An 18,385-nucleotide genomic window follows, 5' to 3' on the forward strand; every position below is an offset into this window, starting at 1 on the left:
AGCGTCGATACGTGCGTGACATGGGCTCGATCTTACAGGTATTCCGCAGCTGGAAGGATCGAAGGTGCCCGAATTGCTTACAGCGACATCGGCGTTCCCGCTGACCTACCGTCCCGAACACAAACACTGCGAACTCGCGAACGGACGAACGTCCGGTTTTGTCGACGGTGATGCAGGTGTCAGTGCATGCTGAGCTGAGCGAGGGCGCGCATTTGCATAGACCGGCCAGCGCTCGCGACCGCGACGATCGGTGGAGGCGCACTGGAGAATCCTGAGCCTCGACATCAGACCTTGGTCACCAGGTCGTTGTCCAGCACCAGCGCATCGAGTTCCATGTCCGTAAGGCACGCGATCGCATCGATTCGCGTGCCCACGGTCGGTGAGCCTTTCGAATTCAACGAAGTGTTGATCAAGATCGGTGAGCCGGTGAGCCGTTCAAACTCGTCGATGACTTGTTCGATGAACTGATCCTGGCCAACTTCGACTGTCTGCATCCGTGTGGTGCCGTTCGTGTGCACGACGACCGGGGCAAGTTCACACAACTTGTCTCGCGCACGAAGAGCCGCGCTCATGTACGGCGTTCCATACCGGCCGAGTTCGACGAACTCGTCTGCCTGCGAAAGCCGGGTGATTGGCGCGAACGGGCGGAAAAGCTCTCGCTTCTTCACTCGCAGCGCAAGACGATGGCGGACCCCCTCCACGCGAGGGTCTGCGAGAATCGACCGGTGACCGAGCGCGCGGGGACCCGCTTCGGCGGGACCACGGTAGACACCGATGATCTCTCCGCCCGCAATTCGACGTGCACACTCGCTCGCGAGTGCAGCCGTGGGCATGTTCTCGAAACGCAGGCCTGCCGACAGCAGCGTCGCGATCTGCGGCGGCTCCGGCGTCGGACCCCAATATGGGTGTGCCGGTATCGAGGCGAGTTCACCGTGCCGTTCGAGCAGGCAACCGACAGCAGCGCCGAGCGACGTGCCTGAGTCACCTGGCGCGGGCGGAACAAAGAACTCCACGTCGGGCCATCGTTGCCGCAACAGACCGACTGCGACACAGTTCGTCGCGACTCCCCCACTGATCGCCCGGAGGCTGGCTGTGCTATTTGCGCACAGCGATTCAAAAACCTGCCCAGTACGTTCTTGGAGCGCCGCGGCAAGGTCAGCATGGACAGCCTGTATCGGGTCTGCGGCTGCCCTGCGTCCGACAGTCTGGTGGGTGAAGAGGGACGTGAGACGGTTTCCGGAGTCACCGAAGACACGTTGGTGCACGTATTGCGGATCGAGGCGGATGCCGCAGGTATCGATCTTCAGAATCCGCGAAAACAGCGTCCGGAAACGCCTGGGGTCGCCACCTGCAGCGAGCGCCATGACTGTGCCTTCCTCATCGCGCATCCGAAAACCGAGATGGTCAGTCACGGCTCCGTACAGGTAACCAACCGAGTCTGTGTCGAATCCACGCGGTATGAGGTTAAGACTCTTCGTGACTCGGTCCCATCGTCCGATCGAGGTCGTGACGGCTTCGCCGATACTGTCGATAACGAGAACGTCTGCGCTCCGCCAGCCGGCAGGCGCCACCGCTGAGTATGCGTGTGCATTGTGGTGGGGCACTTCGACGACAGCGGCGCTTGGGAATGAGTCGCGCAACCGCGCCAATGACCGACGGTGCTGATCCGAGATCCGATCATAGGACGCCACACCACGCGCACGTCGCTCAAGAGGCCCGGGACGCCTATTCGCGGCCGCACGGCCGAGCTCATAAAGAGTCGAGTCGAAAGGATACGCGACGGCCCCCACCTCTCCTCGGCCTATACCAGCAGATCGAAGAAGTGCCGCAATCGCCAACTCCGGAAATGCGTTCGTGTGTTTCAGCCCTGATAGGCGATCCTCCTCTAGGAAGCCGACGAGCTCACGTCCCCGAAGGAGCGTGGCTGATGAGTCATGGGTGAAGGCGCAGATTCCGAGGATAAATTCGTCTACCATGCTCGGCCCCGACGCATCTCAGCCCTAACTGTATTGGCAGGATAGGTCCCTGCCGCGTCTGTGAGCCATATGGCGCTGATCAGATCAAGCTGGTCAGGCGTCATCCCGTCGATCCGTACGCAGGGACTGCCTTCTGCACAGATACCTACCACTGACGGTCGCCGCCCCAGTTGCAGAAATGCTTCTTGCGTCGCTTCCAACCTGTCTGGCCGCACCGTGGCAACAAGAGCGAGGTCCCCTGACGGCGGCTTGAGGATTGTCTCAAGCCGCGGTGACCAATCCAGCGTCTGAGCCTCAGCTTCGATCTGGCCCCTATCGAGTTCGATCGCCACACCTGAAGCCCTCGCGAGGTCTCTCAGTGTGAGCAGCAGACAGTCGTTGGCATCAATCAGGGTGCTAACAAGTTCACGTTCGACGAGGATCCGTCCAAGGTCTAGCTCGGCTACTCCTCCGAGAAGCGCCGACGCGAGCCAGTTGGTGTTCTCGTTTATTGACACGAGGTCGAGGGCGCTGTTGAACCGTCCGGGAAGCCGAGAGCAAAGTACATGGTCACCGGGACGCGCACCTGAACGCCCCGGGGGGCGTGGGTGAACTGGCCGCACTCCGTGTACCGCCGTTGTGATCCCCAAGGGACCCGACGTGGTGTTGTTCCCATTCAGCAGCTTGACATCGAGCCAATCTAGCGCCGCGCGCACACCTTGACCGATGAGCACCACTTCTTCGGTTGTCACCCCAGCAGGAACCTGCAGATCAATCTGCGCGTAGCATGACGTTACGCCACCACAAGCAAGATCAGAAACTGCGGCATTGATTGCCCTGAAAGCCCAAATATCAAGCGGCTCATTTGACGGCGCCGCCCCATGTTGGGCCCGATCAATGCTGAACACAAGTGCCGTGAGAGCCTCGACGTCATGCTCACCGAAGTCTGCGTCGGGCTGGTTTCCGAGTCCCAGGCCTGTACGCGCAGCGGCGATCACCTCTTTCTCCTGCATGTCAGTCGTTGGAATGGTGGCCGATAGAATAGGAAAGTGAGTTCGGTATCGCCCCGACATTTCCCATCACACGCCGGCGTTCAGCGTCGGTCACCACAAACCATGTTTCCCGTTCAGCTCGCGCAGCACCGCCGGCAAGCTCGAATAGGTCCTGGATCATGAGCTCATTGAAACGCTTTGTATACCTGCAGCTTCGGTCGTCAATCGCCATCTCATCGCCGTGATTAACATACGCGTCATAGGCGCAGCCGTTCCCGCACATTCCCCGCGCCGCGCACCCATCGCAGTGGTCGTAGTAGATGGGCGATCGCTTTCGCCACTTACTCAGGACATTCTCCGAGTAGTCGGATCCGTCGAGGTCATCGATGGCGAGTCGATCCATCACGAGGAAGGACTTGCATGGACCAACCTTGCCCTTTGCATCTAGATTTATGTTCGCACCCCCGGCTGCTCCGCAGTCATGGAACCTGTACTGACGGCTTACGAACGGGTCGAGCTTTCGATGAACGAGTTCCAGGAAAAGTCCTCGATCGCGCCAAGTCTGATGGATGCGATAGAGGGTCTCGGCGTAGTCCTCACCCTCGATCAGGTAGGCGTAGTCGCGCTGCTCGGGTGTAGGCGGTTTCATAAAGTTCACACCCATGCCTGTTGGTGCGTACTGCTCCATGAAATACTCGATGATCTGTTCTGCGATCGGCAGATTATGCTTTCCGAATACCGCAGAGATTGACACCTCGACACCGGCATCTTTAAGCAGCCGGATTCCTCGATCCACCTGCTTCCAAGACCCACGATTCGCGTGATTGGGTCGCAGAAGGTCGTGCACCTCCTCGGTTCCGTCCATCGAAACTATGCACTTCACATTGTGGTCGGCAAGCAGCTTCGCGCGTGCCGAGGTGATGAGCGTCGCGTTGGTTCCGATCACGACCCAGCAGTTCTCACCTGGTCGGGAAAGTCGATGCTTCTCGTTAAGGAGATGCTCGACTTCAGACCAGTGCAGCGTCGGCTCACCGCCAGTGCAGTGGATGATCTTGGGCCGTTCCGCCGTGGAGTTCGCGAAGAAATATTCGACCACTTCCGTAAGTCGCTCCAGGCCGGTGGGGGCCTTTTGGGGAGCAGCGACATTCTGGACGACTTTGCAGTAGTCACACTTCAGGTTGCAGAAGTCTGTCAAAAGGACGCGGAGCAGTGTGAAGTCGACATCGCCATCCACACGTGCAGACTCTCGTTCGGCCAGTTCAGCACGGAAGGCATTCTTGTCGTTGCCCGCTTCAACGAGGAACCCTTCAGCGAGGAGCACTGATCGGAGTCGGTTGTCCCGGAGAGTCAAGCCAGACCGCAAGCCATTTACGGCGTCACGCAGTTTCGAGCCTCCGTAGACCTGACGCTGCCGCAGAGCGTGATTGAGGCAGTAATTACCGTCCTGCAGGCTGATGAGTTGAACATCGTTTTCCAGCTCGCCAACGTCCCGATCCGCGAGATCGCGTGGAATTGCACCCAAGACTTGCGTCATGGGTTGCGTTACTTGTGGCGGCCCCACAGTCAAGGCATTTAGAGGGACAAAAGCTCCCTGGCCGACTGACTCGGAACCGCATCCGCTGCCACACCCCATGATTATCCTCTCGAAGCAACGACGTCTACGACGTGTCGATCATATCGTCGCGGTGGCGTTCAGGTGGGAAATTAGAATATTTCCGGCAGCAATTCGTCTCCGCTGCGCACCAACATCTTTCGGTGTAGCGAACCGGCAATGGCTCAGCAATAATTCCGAACATTTTACCGCCCTCGAAGCCCCTGGGTCGACGCCATCGAGGTCGCGCACGACGACAAACTCACAGGAGGCCTGATCAAACACAAGTAGGTCAGGAACCGGAGGCATCCTCCTGCGCTTGTGGATCGACTGGCACCCGCCGCCGGTGAAAGCGTAATCCGACTGCGCTTCACGTGCGTAATTTACCTAGGGCGGAGTCAAACCGAACCACTATACGCAAGGAGGACATATGATGGACCGGGGCATCAAATCACGCTCCGCTTGCCAAGTGGGCCACTAGCCCCGCCCTCCGCAGCGGGTCTGCTATTTCAATCAAATTTGCCATACTGATCCCCAGCGATATCGCAATATCCTCGTAGTTTCGACAGCCGTCGCATAGTGCTAGGAACCTGTATGCGGCGGGTTCAATCTCAATTGATTCAGCGGTGTCGACGAATCTTAGAGTTGGCGCCACAGAAGAATTTTCGATGCCGCTGATCGGCATGTCGGACAAGTCGTACACCAGCGATAATTCCCGGATTCGTCCACCGATCAGTGGTACGTCGTCGGCTTTCAATGTGGATCTACTGCTTCGATCCCTCGAGTCGATGGAATGTTGTCCTGCCTTAGTAACGACAATGTCACCCAATACGAGCACGTCCAAGCCACCCTCCAGAAAAAGCGCCACAGCTTCTTCCGGGGTTTCGACAATCGGCATCCCACGCTTGTTCATCGACGTGTTCAGCAGGACCGGACACCCGGTAGCCGCCTCGAACATCACGAGTAGGTCGTGATACAATGGATCACGTTCCCTGCTGACCGTCTGTAGTCTGGCGCTCCCGTCCCGATGCACGACATTACCCAGCCTCGAGAGCCATTCGGCCCTCGTATTGAAGACAAAAAGCATGTACGGGTAGTCATGTCCTGTGCACTCGAAGATTTCTTCAGCCCTCTCTGCGAGAACGGACGGCGCAAAGGGCCTGAAGTCTTCGCGGAACTTGATGCGCAAGTTCACGAAATCGCGCAATCCATCAATTCCCGGATGGGCCAGGATGCTGCGGTGCCCCAGGGCACGAGGACCGAACTCTGCGCCTTCCTGGTACCAGCCGACCACCTTTCCGCTGGCCAGAAGATCGGCGACAGTGCTGAGCATGTCGGAACTCTCATTTGTAAGGTCGCTGACTTCCACGCGGTCGGAGACGTTCTGAAGCGCCGACTTGATTTGTTCTTTCGCATATGTGACGCCGAGGAATACAGATCCTGTCGCGCGGACACGCTCTTGTCCGAGTACCTGCATCCAGCCATAATAGGCGCATCCGAGCGCGAGGCCGTTGTCGCCGGCTGCTGGCTGTACGAAAAGTCTTTCTACGTCGGTTTCTTGCAGAATCCTCCTGTTCGCTACCGCGTTCAATGCGACCCCGCCGGAATATGACAAGTTTCGCGAAGGGGAATTGGCGATCCGGTCGCGCACCAGATATAAAAGTGCTCGTTCGACTTCGAATTGCACCCAACGAGCGATGTCGGCAAAATGGTCGAAATTCTGCTTCAGATGGTCCGGCGAACGCGCCGGAGTGTTGAAATCTTGAAGGCTGTCACGCCGGACAAAGATGCGACCTCCTTCAAGGTCGAACAGGGGTTCGGTATACCTGCCGAGACGGCCGTAGGGAGCCAATCCCATGAGCTTGCCAGCGTCGTCCATATTTCCGAATACGTACTTGCTGAAGCCGTTGTAGAGGCCGCCGATAGAATGAAGCGTGGTCGGCGGACCGACGGCACTGCCCTTAGCCCCCCACTCCGAAAAGTCCTTTGCGACGGCGGTCAGGCCATTTCCGGCAGAGTGGTAATAGCTGTCTTTTTCGAAGTACAGGTGCTCGAGCGCCTTTGGCACGTCACAGCGAGAGGTACCGGGAGCGATATCCATGCAGTCCTCGTAAGAATTTCCGCAACCATCGACAACCAGGACGGAAGTGTCGTCAAACGGACTGGCTCCGAAGGCACTGTATGCGTGGGCGAGATGATGCGAGATAGTAACGACCCTAGTATCCTCGGTAAGGAGCCTTTCTTCACCGGAATAGTATGTGTTTCCGTCGTGGAACATGCCGAAATTTTCGTTCTGAACGACGACAGCTACATCGTCAAGTGAAATCCCGGCTGCGTCGAGAACGTACTGCATCGCGCTGCGGTCGCCGTAGCCGTCGTGCTTGACGCGGGTGAGCCTCTCTTTTTCGATGGCGACCTCGACGACGCCGTCGACGAGCAGGCACGTGGACCCATCATGCGAAAGGCCAGTTCCGATTACGTATGTAGGGCCGGTTCGTTTGCTCACCACGTCACGCTTCCAGTCTAGTTCTGTTCGGTTTGCATATGGCTGCGTGGATCATTCGGCCAATTCCGCTACGTGGTCCAGGTTCATTAATTTCTGCGCCAGACCTGCTGTATTCGGTGTGTCCAGTACCGTTCTCGGGTCGATGTGATGGTCGAGTTCCTCGGCGAGCCGAGATGTGAAGGACATGGCCAGCAGTGAGTTCCAGCCGAGTTCGAAGAAGTCGTCGTCGACCCCGATTCCATGCGTGTCGAGCATGGTCTCGAGGAGAGTGATAATCGTCGACTCGAGCCGGCTGTCAGCGGCTCGATACGGAGTCGCCATCGGTGGGCGCGGATGTCGTGTTCCACGGGGACGGCCTGGTGCGGGGGCCCCATTGTGTGCATGGTTGTTGGCGCGTTCTCGGTCAACGGTGGGGTGCGGTGGCCGCGTGGCAGGCATGCTCTGTGCGGGCAATACCGTAGACCCCAGAACATAGTTTCGTCGCTGAAATGGATAGTGGGGAATCGCGATGTGCCGACTTGTGCTGGTCCAGTTCACGTTGGCGCCGCAAGCCCACGCTTGGGCTACTCCATGCAGTGGTGGAAGGTTGTCGCCGACTACAACGGTGGCCGCGGCACGGCTACGTCTGAGATTCGACCCGGCCATGCGTCCCGGCCCGAGCTGTACGAAGGTGGACGTGCCCGCCGAGATCGCCGTCTGAATGCCCTCAGCGAACCGAACGGTCCCTCGCAGATGACGTACCCAATAGTCGACCGAGACAGCCTCATCGGCGGTGATCCACGTTCCGGTCACGCAGGAGATGTATGGGCGCGTCGGCGCAATCCGCTCGATCCGGTCGACGATCGCGGCGAATTCATCGAGGATAGGGTCCAGCTGGCGAGAGTGGAAAGCATGCGCGACATCGATGGCCATGATTCCAACGCCGGATGACCGGAGTTCGGTCGCGATGTCGTCCAGGACCGATGCATTGCCTGCCAGCACGCACTCGTCGGCAGCGTTGTGCGCTGCCAAGTCCCACCCTTGGTGGCGGTGCAATCGTGCCTGTAGCTTCGCTGGTGTCAGCCGGACGGCCAGCATTGCGCCGGGGCCGGTCTCGGCGACGAGCCTGCCTCGGGCCGCCACCAGGCGCATGGCGTCCTCCGCGGAGAAAATCCCTGCTAGGCAGGCGGCGGCGTATTCCCCGACGCTGTGACCGATCATCCCGGTCACCTCAAGGCCGTGCGCCTGCCAGCATCGGGCCTTTGCGTACTCGGTGGCGAACAAACCCGGTTGTGCGAGCGCCGTGCCGCGCCCGGTGTCGTCGACATCGAGTAGATACTTGCGCAGTGCGCTCCTGTCGTCCGCGGGCAGGTAGTCGAGGCAGTTCTCGACGTGGCGCCGGAACTCCGCATCGGCGTCGTACAGATTTGCCGCCATTCCGGGGTGCTCGGTGCCTTGTCCCGGTAAGATCAGCACCGTGGCGTCACTGTCCGCTGCTCGGTGGTGCTCGAGTTGTGGGGAGCGCAGTGCTGCAGCGAGCTCGCTGTGGTTGCGACCGGCCACAGCGCTGCGGTAGGACATCGCCGTCCGCGAGCTCAGCGTGTGGGAGACATCGGCCAGGTCTGTGTCGTGATGGCGTGTGAGCCAGTCGGCCATCTGGTCTGCCACCGCAGAAAGTGCCTCGGGGCTGTGTGCCGACAGTGGCAGTACGTGCAGTACTTCGGTATCGGCTGGCGCGGCGTCGGGTACGCCGGGGGGCGTTGTCACGACGACGTGAGCGCCGCTTCCGCCCATGCCGAACGAGCTCACTGCCGCGATTCGGCGTGCATACGCCTGTGGCCAAGGCTCCAACTGTGACTGGATCTCGAGTTGCCCTTGTGCCAGGTCCAATTCGGGATTGAGTCCGTTTTCCAGGTGCAAGCTAGGAGTGAGCTCGCCATGGCTCACGTTCAGGACGACCTTGATCAGGCCCGCGATACCTGCCACATGGTTGAGATGACCCAAGTTCGATTTCAGCGAGCCGAATCGGCAGGGCTCGCTGCGATCGGCGACACCGTAGACGGCGGCGAGTGCCCGCGTCTCGATGGGATCACCCAGCCTGGTGCCGGTGCCGTGGGCCTCGATGTAGGCCACGTCGGTGACTTCGACGTCGGCATAGCGCAGTGCGGCCTCGATGATTTTGCGCTGACCCTCGACTCCTGGTGCAGTGAAACCTATTCGCTGGCTGCCGTCGTTGCCGATCGCCGAGCCGAGGATGACCGCGTAGATCCGATCTCCATCGGCGAGGGCATCGTCGAGGCGACGCAGAAGTACGCCCGCCGCGCCGTCCGCCTCGACTGTGCCGTCGGCGTCTGCGGCGAATGCGCGGCAGTGTCCGTCGCTGGACAGCACTGAGCCGGGTTGCCTGTGCAGTCCGCGGTCGGCCGGAAAACGAACCGATGCGGCGAGAGCGAACGCGGTGTCTGCGTCGCCGGACATCAAGCTCTGGCAGGCCAGGTGAACAGCGGTCAATCCGGACGAGCAGGCTGTCGACACTCCGATGCTAGGGCCCTCCAGGCCAAGCTTGTACGCAATGCGCGACGCTGCAAAATCGGCGTCGTTGCCGAGTTGGAGTTCGAGCGGATCGACCCCTGACGGTGTTTCGAAGGCGGAGCAGTAGGTCGGCTGGGCGGTGGCTGCGAACACCCCGACGCGGCCAGGCATCTCGTAAGGCCGAAGTCCGGCGTCTTCTGCTGTGTGCCAGGCGGTCTCGAGCAAGATTCGTTGCTGGGGGTCCATCAGCTCGGCCTCGCGTGGGCTGTAGCCGAAAAATGGTGCGTCAAACCCTAATGGGTCGGGCAATGCGCCTCGGGAGGCGACGTAGTCCGGGTGGTCGAGTTCGTCGGTGCTGACACCGCATGCCAGGAGAGCTTCGCGGTCGTAGTGGGTGATCAATTCGTTGCCGCTGCGCAGTGCCTGCCACAGTTCGTCGATGTTGCGGGCTGACGCGAAGCGACCAGCCATGCCGATGATGGCGATCGCGTCGGCGGGCAGAGGGGGGATATTCTCGTTCATTTTCGCCCACGTTCCCGGCGGGCGCTGACCGCGCTCGGCCGTTGTCGACCGCCGAGGGGCGGGATGATCGTTGTCTGGTCAGCGGGCTTGTTGAGCCGTTTGCTCAGTGACCGAATGGTGGGGTGGGCGAACAGATCGGTCATGTCGATGGTTGTCCATCCCAGCTTCTTGAGGTCGGAGAGTACGGCGAAGAGCATCAGCGAGTTGCCACCCAGATCGAAGAACGGCGTATCAAGGGGGACTTCGCGCACGGCGAGGACCCGCGACCACATCTGACAGATCTCCGACTCGACTCGCAACTGTTGGGGCCCTTTCGAAATCGCGGTGGTATCTGCGAGCACGATCTCGGGCACGAGGGCCTCAGGCGAGGACGATCGCAGGAACCTGGTCAGCCGCGGCCCGGGGATCTGTGCATCATTCGTACCGATGACCGCTTGCAAGGTGTGGTCGTCCTGTTGCCGTACAACGCACGACGTGACGCCTGGATAAGCGAGCAGCGGTAGTTCTATGTCGGCGGAATCGACGAGAATTCCCTCCACCTCGAGCAGCGCCGCAGGCCCGTTTCGGTTGGCACTGTGGGCGCTTTGCCCGATACGGTCGCCCGCGGCAGACCAGAGGGTGATCTCGGTGTCGGTTCGCGTCGCAACCACGAGTCGCCCTCGGCCGCGAATGATTTCGGCGAGGTCACAGACCTCGTTCCGGGTACTGCCGACCACCGCTATGGATTCGTTTTTGGTGACCCGGGCGAACTTGTCCGGGTCGTGCTGGATACCCGGTGCGATAATCGTGCACCCGCCTTTGAGCGGTGCCGCCCACATCTCCCAGGGAGCGGCGGCGCCTGTCGCCGGCCGCGTAACCAGCCACTCGTCGCCCACCGTGAGCCGTAGGAGGTCTGCGAACTCGGTCGCCGTACGGAGCACTGCGTCATGGCTGTACGCCGTCGATGTCGGCCGCAGCGCTGATCCCGTGCCGTAGACCACAAAGGCGGTTCCCACTCGGCCGGAGCAGGTTTCGGGGATTTCTCCTACCGAAGTTCCCCTGAGTAATTCCGAGATCGACAGGGCATGCAGATCAGCCCACTCGGGTCGGGCGTCGGGTTGCGAGGTCAGCACGAACTGCACTGTCTCGGTCGAAAGGACCGCAGCACGGTAGGGCGCTGGATGACGAGGATCGAGGGCTATCAGAACCCCGCTTGCCATGAGTGTCGCAAGGATGGCGACGGCCACGTGAACGGAGTCGTCGACGAGTACACCGACGCGATCGCCGACGCACAGGCCCTCGGCGTGGAGCCGACAGGCGACTCGCTGCGATGATTGGTAGAGCTCCTTGAGTGTGAGATGGGTCGAGGCGTCACGAAAAGCCAGGCGATCTGGGTGTTCATCGGCGAGCGCACCGATGCGCTCGGGCAGGGTCCGCCACGGAGCTGCCTGGTTCACAGCACCGAGCAAGGCCGTTACCGGCATGTCTGAGGGCAAACCAGAAAGCGCGTCCAGGGTGGCGGCCCACTGGTTCAGCAGTGCGGTAGCGTCCGACGCCGCAATCCTTCGAGTATCGAACGTGAGCTTCAGGTGCGGCGACCCTGCTGGGACGCCTGCGGTCAACGCGTACTGGGTGGACTCTCGTACACCGAGGTACCGGACTCTCAGCGCATCATCTCCGGTGTCGGGATCAATCAGTCCTTCTTGCGCGTAGCCCTCGACTGCGAGCACGTATTGGAACGGCACGCCTGAGGCATCTCTGCTCCACGTTCGGTGCTCGGCGAAATTCGTCGCTGCGTGCTCTTCACTGTTGGCTCGATCTCGTCCGATTCCGCGCAGCCAAACCCCCACCGGCCTGTCGTCGAAGACGACTCTGAGTGGAACTGTCGCGATGCACAGCCCGATAACGTCGCTGCCGTTCAGCCCGCGTGTGTCGGCGACTGTGCCGAAGACCAAATCGTCCAGGCCGAGACCATTTCCGCGCAGGGTCAAGGCCCAGCCAGCGTGATAAAGGGTAGACAAGGTAACCCCGTGTCGGCGCGAAGATTCAAGCCACCGATCAAGCTGGTCCGCAGCGACGTTCAGCTCGCGCTCCAGCCACGTAGCGGCAGTCGGCGCAGAGCGAGGCCGATCGAGTGTCAGGCGCGCTGTACCGCTGGTGATCCGATCCCGCCAAAACACCTCGTTGCGAACCTTGTTTCGCTCGGTATCGGCGGCGAGTGCTGAGACGAACCCGCGGAAGGGTAAGGCCGCGGGCGGGGTTGCACAACCGGCATACGCGCTCCACAGTTCGGCCATCAATCGAGCAGTCGACCAACCGTCGAGGATGGCGTGGTGATGCGTCCACACCATTTCCCACTTGTCTTGCCCGAAGATCAGCAACGTGATCCTCGACAGCGGTGCCTGCTGCAGATCGAACCCGCGTCTGCGGTCCATTTCGAGAAAGTTCTGGACCGCCGTCGAGCGCACGCAGGCGTCGAGTCCGGCCAGGTCGAGATCGTCGACGGGCATCGCAGCCTGTGTCATCACCACATTGACCGGCTTCGACACCTGATCCCACACAATCCCAGTGCGCAGCACGTCGTGGCGAGCGGTCAGCACACCCCAGGCATGTCGCAGTCGACGACGATCGAGTTGCCCGGCCAGGGCGAAACGCATCTGAACGATGTAAAGGCCGGGTTCTGCTTCGGCGAGCGTACTGACCAGCAACCCTGCCTGCGCGAATGTCAGGGGATAGATGTGGGCGATTTCGCGGGTCATCTGGGTGCACCGCCACCGGAATCTGCGACCCGGTCCATCACCGCAGTCAGCTCCGCGTCAGATAGCCCACTGTCTGCGAAGCGGATCGTCTGATCAGCCACGAGGACGTCAGCGATCGTGGAGAGCCCTAGTCGGACCTGATCGGATAGCGCCTTGATGGTGTGTGTCGGGTAGCGGGCTCCTGCGCGCCACTCCCAGGCAATGGCGCCGTCAATGGTCCACGATTGAAACTCCAGGACATACGGTCGGCGTCCGGTAGGCGGTGATTGGGATCCCGGCGGCGGGTCCACGACAGTCCAGCCGAGTCGGTGGTCGAGGACGCGGTCACGCTCGCCGAGGTAGTTGAAGAGGATCTGCGATGCGCGCGACGGTGCTGGCTGCGAGGATCGCAGCAGGCCGAATTCGGTGCCGTGCCATTCCAGAGCGCGCAACGTGTCTCGGGCGGACCGGATGAGATCGAGTGTGGACACACCGGTAAGCGCGACCGGGAAAACCGCAGTACACCAACCCATCACCCGGCTGGCGTCGACACCTGATCCATGATTCAGGCGACCGTGACTTTCCACGTCGACGCGCGGCGGATCGATTCCGAACATCGTTGTAAGCGCGGCAACAACGACCCCGAGTAGGGCCTCGTGCACACCGACGTTGGCCATGTCCGTCGCGGCGCGCAGCTTGGTGGTTGTTGCAGTGTCCAGACCGTCGCGTCGATAATGTTCTGCGCTGTAATCGTCAGATTCATCGCTCACACCAGGCAGGTGGCCCACTGGCGTGGCGAGAACCTCGTCCCAGTATTGCTGGCGGGCCCGCACATCGGAACGCTGGGCAAACCGCGCGAGATCAGTGCGCCAATGCGCGAACCCGGCTATCGGCGGCTCCGTCCGCGATGAGCTCTTCGCACCGTACTCGTTGACAAGATCGTCAAGGAACACATGCCAGGAGACCTCGTCGACGATCAGATGATGGGAAACGAGCACGATATGATCGGCGTCGCCGCGGACCCGTGCCATCACCACCCGAAACAGGGGTCCGTCTACCAGATCCAAATCGGTGTTGGCCTGGTGCACTGCGCCGACGAGTTCGGCGAGGTCGGCAACTGTGATCTGCTCGAACGCGATCGCGGGATCACCTCCGACGTGGACTTGCCGACCGCCGCAGTACCGGTAGCGAAGTACCTCGTGCCGCAAGGCAACTCGCAAAACCGCGGCACGGAGTCGTTCGTTGTCGAGCTCGTCTCGTGCGCGGACGACAACGTTGTAGTTCCAGTGGGCGGCGTTGGGTAAGTCGAGCGAGTGAAAGTCGCGCTGTGCGGGCGTCAGTTCGATTTCCGTACCTACCGGGACTGCGAAGGGCTGGCCCGATGCGGTTCCGCGTTCAGCGATCAGGGCAGCGAGGGCCGCCGGGGTCGGGTATGAGGTCACGTCCGCAGCGCGCACATCATGACCAAGTCGACGCAGGCGAGCAACGAGCCGGATCCCGCTCATCGAGTCCCCGCCCGAACCGTAGAAGTCGGTATCGGGCGTGGCGTGTACGCCAAGGACCGCGCCGAACTCCGACACGACTCCAGCGGTGAGTGGATCTGTCTGTTGGTTCGCGCCTACGGTGTCCTCGTCGAGGAGAAGCGCTGAGACAGCGGCGGTATCGATCTTCGCGTTGGGTGTGGTCGGCAAAACCGAGGTGCGCACAAGACGCCCTGGCACGACCCAGGTCGGTACTCGACGAAGAAGGTCTGCCCGAATCGCATGCGGCTCGGCTTCGCCGGTGTACACCACGACGGTGGTGACATCGTGGTGTATTCGTAGAGCGCATGCTGCAGCTTCGACCACGTTCGGAGCTGCCCGGACGGCAGCTTCTATTTCACCGAGCTCCACACGCACGCCGCGGACCTTTACCTGTCGGTCGCTGCGGCCGTGAAACTCGAAAACGCCGTCGGGTCGTAAAGCCGCCAGATCTTGTGTCCGGTACATGCGTGCGCCGACCTCGCTGAACGGATCGGGCACAAATTTCGCGGCAGTCTCTGTCGGCTGCGCGAGATAGTAATTGTCGGCCGAAGGACCTGCGATGAACAGTTCCCCGACTTCCCCGAGCTCGCTCTGATCGCCGTTCTGGTCGAGTACATACAGGCGAGCTCCCGCGATTGCCCGGCCGATAGGTACGGTCGGGCCGAGTCCGCCTGTGGCGTCAGGAAGCACGGTGAACGTGCTACAACCAACCACGGTCTCGGTCGGGCCGTATTCGTTCACGACCGGGATCGGGCAGATGTCGATCCAGCGTTTCACCGTGGCGGTATCGAGTTCGTCGCCGCCGACGATCAGACGCCGGGCGGCCGACTCGAGGCGTTGACCGTCGAGGAGCTCGGTCAGCAGGCGCACGTGATGAGGTGTTGCCTTCACGAAGGAGAAGTCGGGGGCGCGCCGAAGCATCTCCGCAAGATCGACAATCGAATGGTCCTCGTCCAACACGGTGATCGAGCGCCCTACCAGGAGCGGACCGAACAACGTCGTCAACGTCGCGTCGAAGGCGATCGATGTGAACAACGGGGCACCCGAACCCGCGCTCATCTGATACTCCATACAGGCCCAGTTGAGATAGCGGTGCAACCCCGCCGATCCGACAACAACCCCTTTGGGATCGCCTGTGGTTCCCGACGTGTAGAGGACATAGGCAGCTCGATCTGCCTTCGGCACACTCGCCGCGGTGGCACCGTAGGCCTGCAGGTCGGCAATGGTGACCACCTGAGATCGCCCATTCTCTGGGTGAACATGCTGGTTCCTGTCATCGGTGATGACAAGGGCAGCAGCGCAGCTGTCCACGACGCGCAGCACTCGGTCGGCAGGCATGGCGGCATCGATCGGGACGAATGCGGCTCCGGCGCCCAAGATGCCCAGCAGGACGGGGAACAGGTCGAGGCCTCGGGCCATGTGCACCACGACGCGTGAGTGCTCGCCGATACGGTGCGCAGCCAAATATCCCGTCACCACGGTGGCAAGGTTGTCGAGCTCGCGGTAGGTCAGCGTGTGGGAGCCAGATCGTATGGCAACTGTGTCCCCGTCGCAGACTGCGGTGCGTGCGACAGCGCTCCGAAGGTCGGTCATCGCGAGACCTTCACCGTCTCGTGACCCACACGCCCGGCGAATTCGTGCTCGTCACCGATCGCCACCAGGAGCCGACGCGCGCCGGTGTACGGCTCGCGGGCGTGGGCGGTGAGGACGTTGTCGATCGCGAGGACGTCACCGACCTTCCAGTCAAACGAACGCTCGATCGACTCGTAGGCGTCGAGGATCTCGCGCATCATCGAATCCGGAATGATGGCACCGTCACCGAATTGGCAGTCACGCGGCAGTCCGTCGTGACCGAACACCTCCAACATTGCCTCGCGTGTTTCCATGTCGAGGCAGGCGGGGTGCCAATGTGCTGGCTGTGCGAACCAAGCGAGCTCACCAGTGAGCGGATGCGCGACGACGGCCGGTCGAACGGCGCGAGTCGACAGCGTCTGATCCGGTCTCCAGTCGAGTTCGACTCGGTCGGTTGCGGCTTGGTCGTCGACTTCGAGCCGACTGTGCGTGCCGAAGACTCGCTGCCACGGCAGTCCGACGCTTGTGCCGAAGCGGCGGATGTAGGCGATTCCGCGGTCGCGAAACCGCGCCACGATCGCCGGGTCGAGGATCTTCAGGAGTTGTCGTGAGTCGGTCAGTGGAGTGCGCCCCCCGACGGGTGCGATGACTGTCGGGCTGAACAGCAGTGTCAGCGGCCAACGCCGGTTGAAGGAGTTCTCGTTGTGCCACAACAGCTTTTGCTGAGGGCTGAAAGGGACTGGGGTCTGGACCATGCCTGACACACCGACTCGCTCGTGCTCGCTGTTGTCGCTAACGATGTCGTCGAGTAGTGAGACGGCAATGGTTGCGAACTCATCGACGCTGAGCGTGTCGAAGCCGCGCACGAGTACTGCTCCGGTTTCTCGGACGGCTGCCCGTATTTCGGGGCCAACGTCTGCAATAGTGGCGGCAACATCGCCAGCGCAAGCACCGATGATGGCTACGCTGGCTGCGGTGGGTTCAACGGCGCTGGTGGGATGGTTGGGCATCACAGCGCCTTCGCACGCAGACTCAGCGGCCGCAGGTCTGCCCATACAGTGCCGATGTGCTCCAGGCAGGCTGACTCGGTTCCCGCGTATCCGGTGGGAGTCCAGCCGATCGGGATCGCTCGATGCGCGTTCCAGATCGAGTACTGCTCTTCGGCATTGATGACTACGAGAAACGTCGTGGGTGCGGGTCTGGCTGCATCGTTGAGAACCTGGTCGCGGTTGTCAGACATCGCGTCTTCCTTTCTGAAGCCTCGATCGATCGCGGGCTGGTTCGCGGGTGGAGACGTTTGCTTTGGCGTGGGTGGTACCAGCAATGCTGTCGCCGGTTCGGCTGGTATGAGCGAGGTGTGCAACGAGCTTCCGACGGCGTCTGGTGCTGTCTTTCGTTTGCTGCGAAATGCCCGCCATGCGTGTCCCAGTCGCCGCACTGCTTCGACCAGCTCGGATTCTTCGGTCGCTGAGAAGCACAGGCGCATGGCCAGCGAGTGGGGGTCCGGACGCGGCGTGAACAGCGATCCGGGGTCGAACGCCACCCCGTGATGCATTCCGGTGCGCAGCCACTCTTCGTCGTCGTTTGGGTGGTCGGCGCGATATTCGGTCTCGGCGAACAGCGCAAATCCGCCGGCCGGATCCTCGAATCGCCAGTCGGGAAGAATGCGCCTCATCGCCGTGCTCAACACCGTCGCACGCCTCTGATAGAAATCCCGTATGTGCACCAGACGCTGCTCGAAATCCTCAGCGGCCAGGTAGCGCTCTACAACGATCTGCGACAGGGTCGAGCTCTGCAGATCCGTCGCGAACTTAAGGTGAACGGCGCGTTCGACCATGTGCCGCGGCGGTATCAACCAACCGATGCGCAGGCCCGGACTCAGAGTCTTCGACAGCGATCCGACGTGCCAGACGCGATCGGGTGCATCCGCCATCAGCGGTGGCAAGGTGAAGCCGTCGAAGTTCAAGTCCGCGTAGGCCTCGTCGACGATTAGAGCAACATCTTCTTGAACCAGCCGAGCACGTGCCGCTGGGGCCGGAACCGATCCCCGCGGATTTTCGATTCCATCCATGAAGTAGACGCAATCCGCGGCGTCCTCATCGCCTACCAGGTGGGCCTCGCGTCGACGAAAGTGCTCGAGCGCAGCCGGATAACTCGCCGCTGAAACTCGGACACGCGCACCCAGCGGTAGCAGAAAATGAGAAGCGAGCGCTATGCCTTGCTGTGCCCCGGCGGTGATGATCACGTCACTGCTGTCAACGCATGCTCCGCGATGCTGCAGACGCCGCGCAACCCAGTCTCGCAAGAAGACCTGGCCCTCGGGCCAGTCGTATTGAAGGGCCGCACATTTCGGATCTCCAAGCGCATCAGCAAACGCATCGGTGAGTCTGGCGCGGGGGAACAGCTCCGGTGCCGGCAGCCCGCCTCCCAACGAGATGACGCCTGCACGGATGGCGCATTCTCTGATCAGGGCGTCCATGCTCATGTGTCGCACCG

Annotated in this window: 9 protein-coding genes; all 9 read right to left on the minus strand. The window is 61.4% G+C overall.

The window, feature by feature from the left end; all coding sequences use genetic code 11:
* Positions 1 to 284: 284 nt before the first annotated feature.
* The 9 genes from OHS03_RS13970 to OHS03_RS14010 all read right to left on the minus strand — a co-directional run bounded on the left by OHS03_RS13970 (position 285) and on the right by OHS03_RS14010 (position 18,374).
* On the minus strand, positions 285 to 1,976 hold the full coding sequence (locus OHS03_RS13970; RefSeq protein WP_328663131.1) for a carbamoyltransferase C-terminal domain-containing protein: 1,692 nt from the start codon (positions 1,974 to 1,976) through the stop codon (positions 285 to 287).
* A complete protein-coding gene (locus OHS03_RS13975) occupies positions 1,970 to 2,968 on the minus strand; it encodes an AIR synthase related protein (protein WP_328663132.1) in 999 nt (332 codons plus the stop codon). Before OHS03_RS13975 ends, OHS03_RS13970 begins: the two co-directional genes overlap by 7 nt.
* A 1-nt stretch (position 2,969) precedes the next feature.
* A complete protein-coding gene (locus OHS03_RS13980) occupies positions 2,970 to 4,481 on the minus strand; it encodes a radical SAM/SPASM domain-containing protein (RefSeq protein WP_328663133.1) in 1,512 nt (503 codons plus the stop codon).
* Positions 4,482 to 4,989: 508 nt separating this feature from the next.
* Positions 4,990 to 7,044, minus strand: coding sequence for a carbamoyltransferase C-terminal domain-containing protein (locus OHS03_RS13985; RefSeq protein WP_328663134.1), 2,055 nt, complete (start codon positions 7,042 to 7,044; stop codon positions 4,990 to 4,992).
* 51 nt (positions 7,045 to 7,095) lie between these two features.
* The gene (locus OHS03_RS13990) at positions 7,096 to 10,077 is read right to left on the minus strand and encodes a type I polyketide synthase (RefSeq protein ID WP_328663135.1); all 2,982 of its coding nucleotides are present in this window, start codon (positions 10,075 to 10,077) and stop codon (positions 7,096 to 7,098) included.
* Complete coding sequence (locus tag OHS03_RS13995; RefSeq protein WP_328663136.1) at positions 10,074 to 12,815, minus strand: condensation domain-containing protein; 2,742 nt, start codon at positions 12,813 to 12,815, stop codon at positions 10,074 to 10,076. Before OHS03_RS13995 ends, OHS03_RS13990 begins: the two co-directional genes overlap by 4 nt.
* Positions 12,812 to 15,910, minus strand: a complete 3,099-nt coding sequence (locus OHS03_RS14000) for a non-ribosomal peptide synthetase (RefSeq protein WP_328663137.1) — start codon at positions 15,908 to 15,910, stop codon at positions 12,812 to 12,814. The genes OHS03_RS13995 and OHS03_RS14000 overlap by 4 nt, the downstream gene beginning before the upstream one ends.
* On the minus strand, positions 15,907 to 16,944 hold the full coding sequence (locus OHS03_RS14005; protein WP_328663138.1) for a TauD/TfdA family dioxygenase: 1,038 nt from the start codon (positions 16,942 to 16,944) through the stop codon (positions 15,907 to 15,909). The genes OHS03_RS14000 and OHS03_RS14005 overlap by 4 nt, the downstream gene beginning before the upstream one ends.
* The gene (locus tag OHS03_RS14010) at positions 16,899 to 18,374 is read right to left on the minus strand and encodes an aminotransferase class I/II-fold pyridoxal phosphate-dependent enzyme (protein ID WP_328663139.1); all 1,476 of its coding nucleotides are present in this window, start codon (positions 18,372 to 18,374) and stop codon (positions 16,899 to 16,901) included. Before OHS03_RS14010 ends, OHS03_RS14005 begins: the two co-directional genes overlap by 46 nt.
* Positions 18,375 to 18,385 lie beyond the last annotated feature (11 nt).

This window comes from Nocardia salmonicida (genome assembly GCF_036142455.1).
GTDB classification, from domain to species: domain Bacteria; phylum Actinomycetota; class Actinomycetes; order Mycobacteriales; family Mycobacteriaceae; genus Nocardia; species Nocardia salmonicida.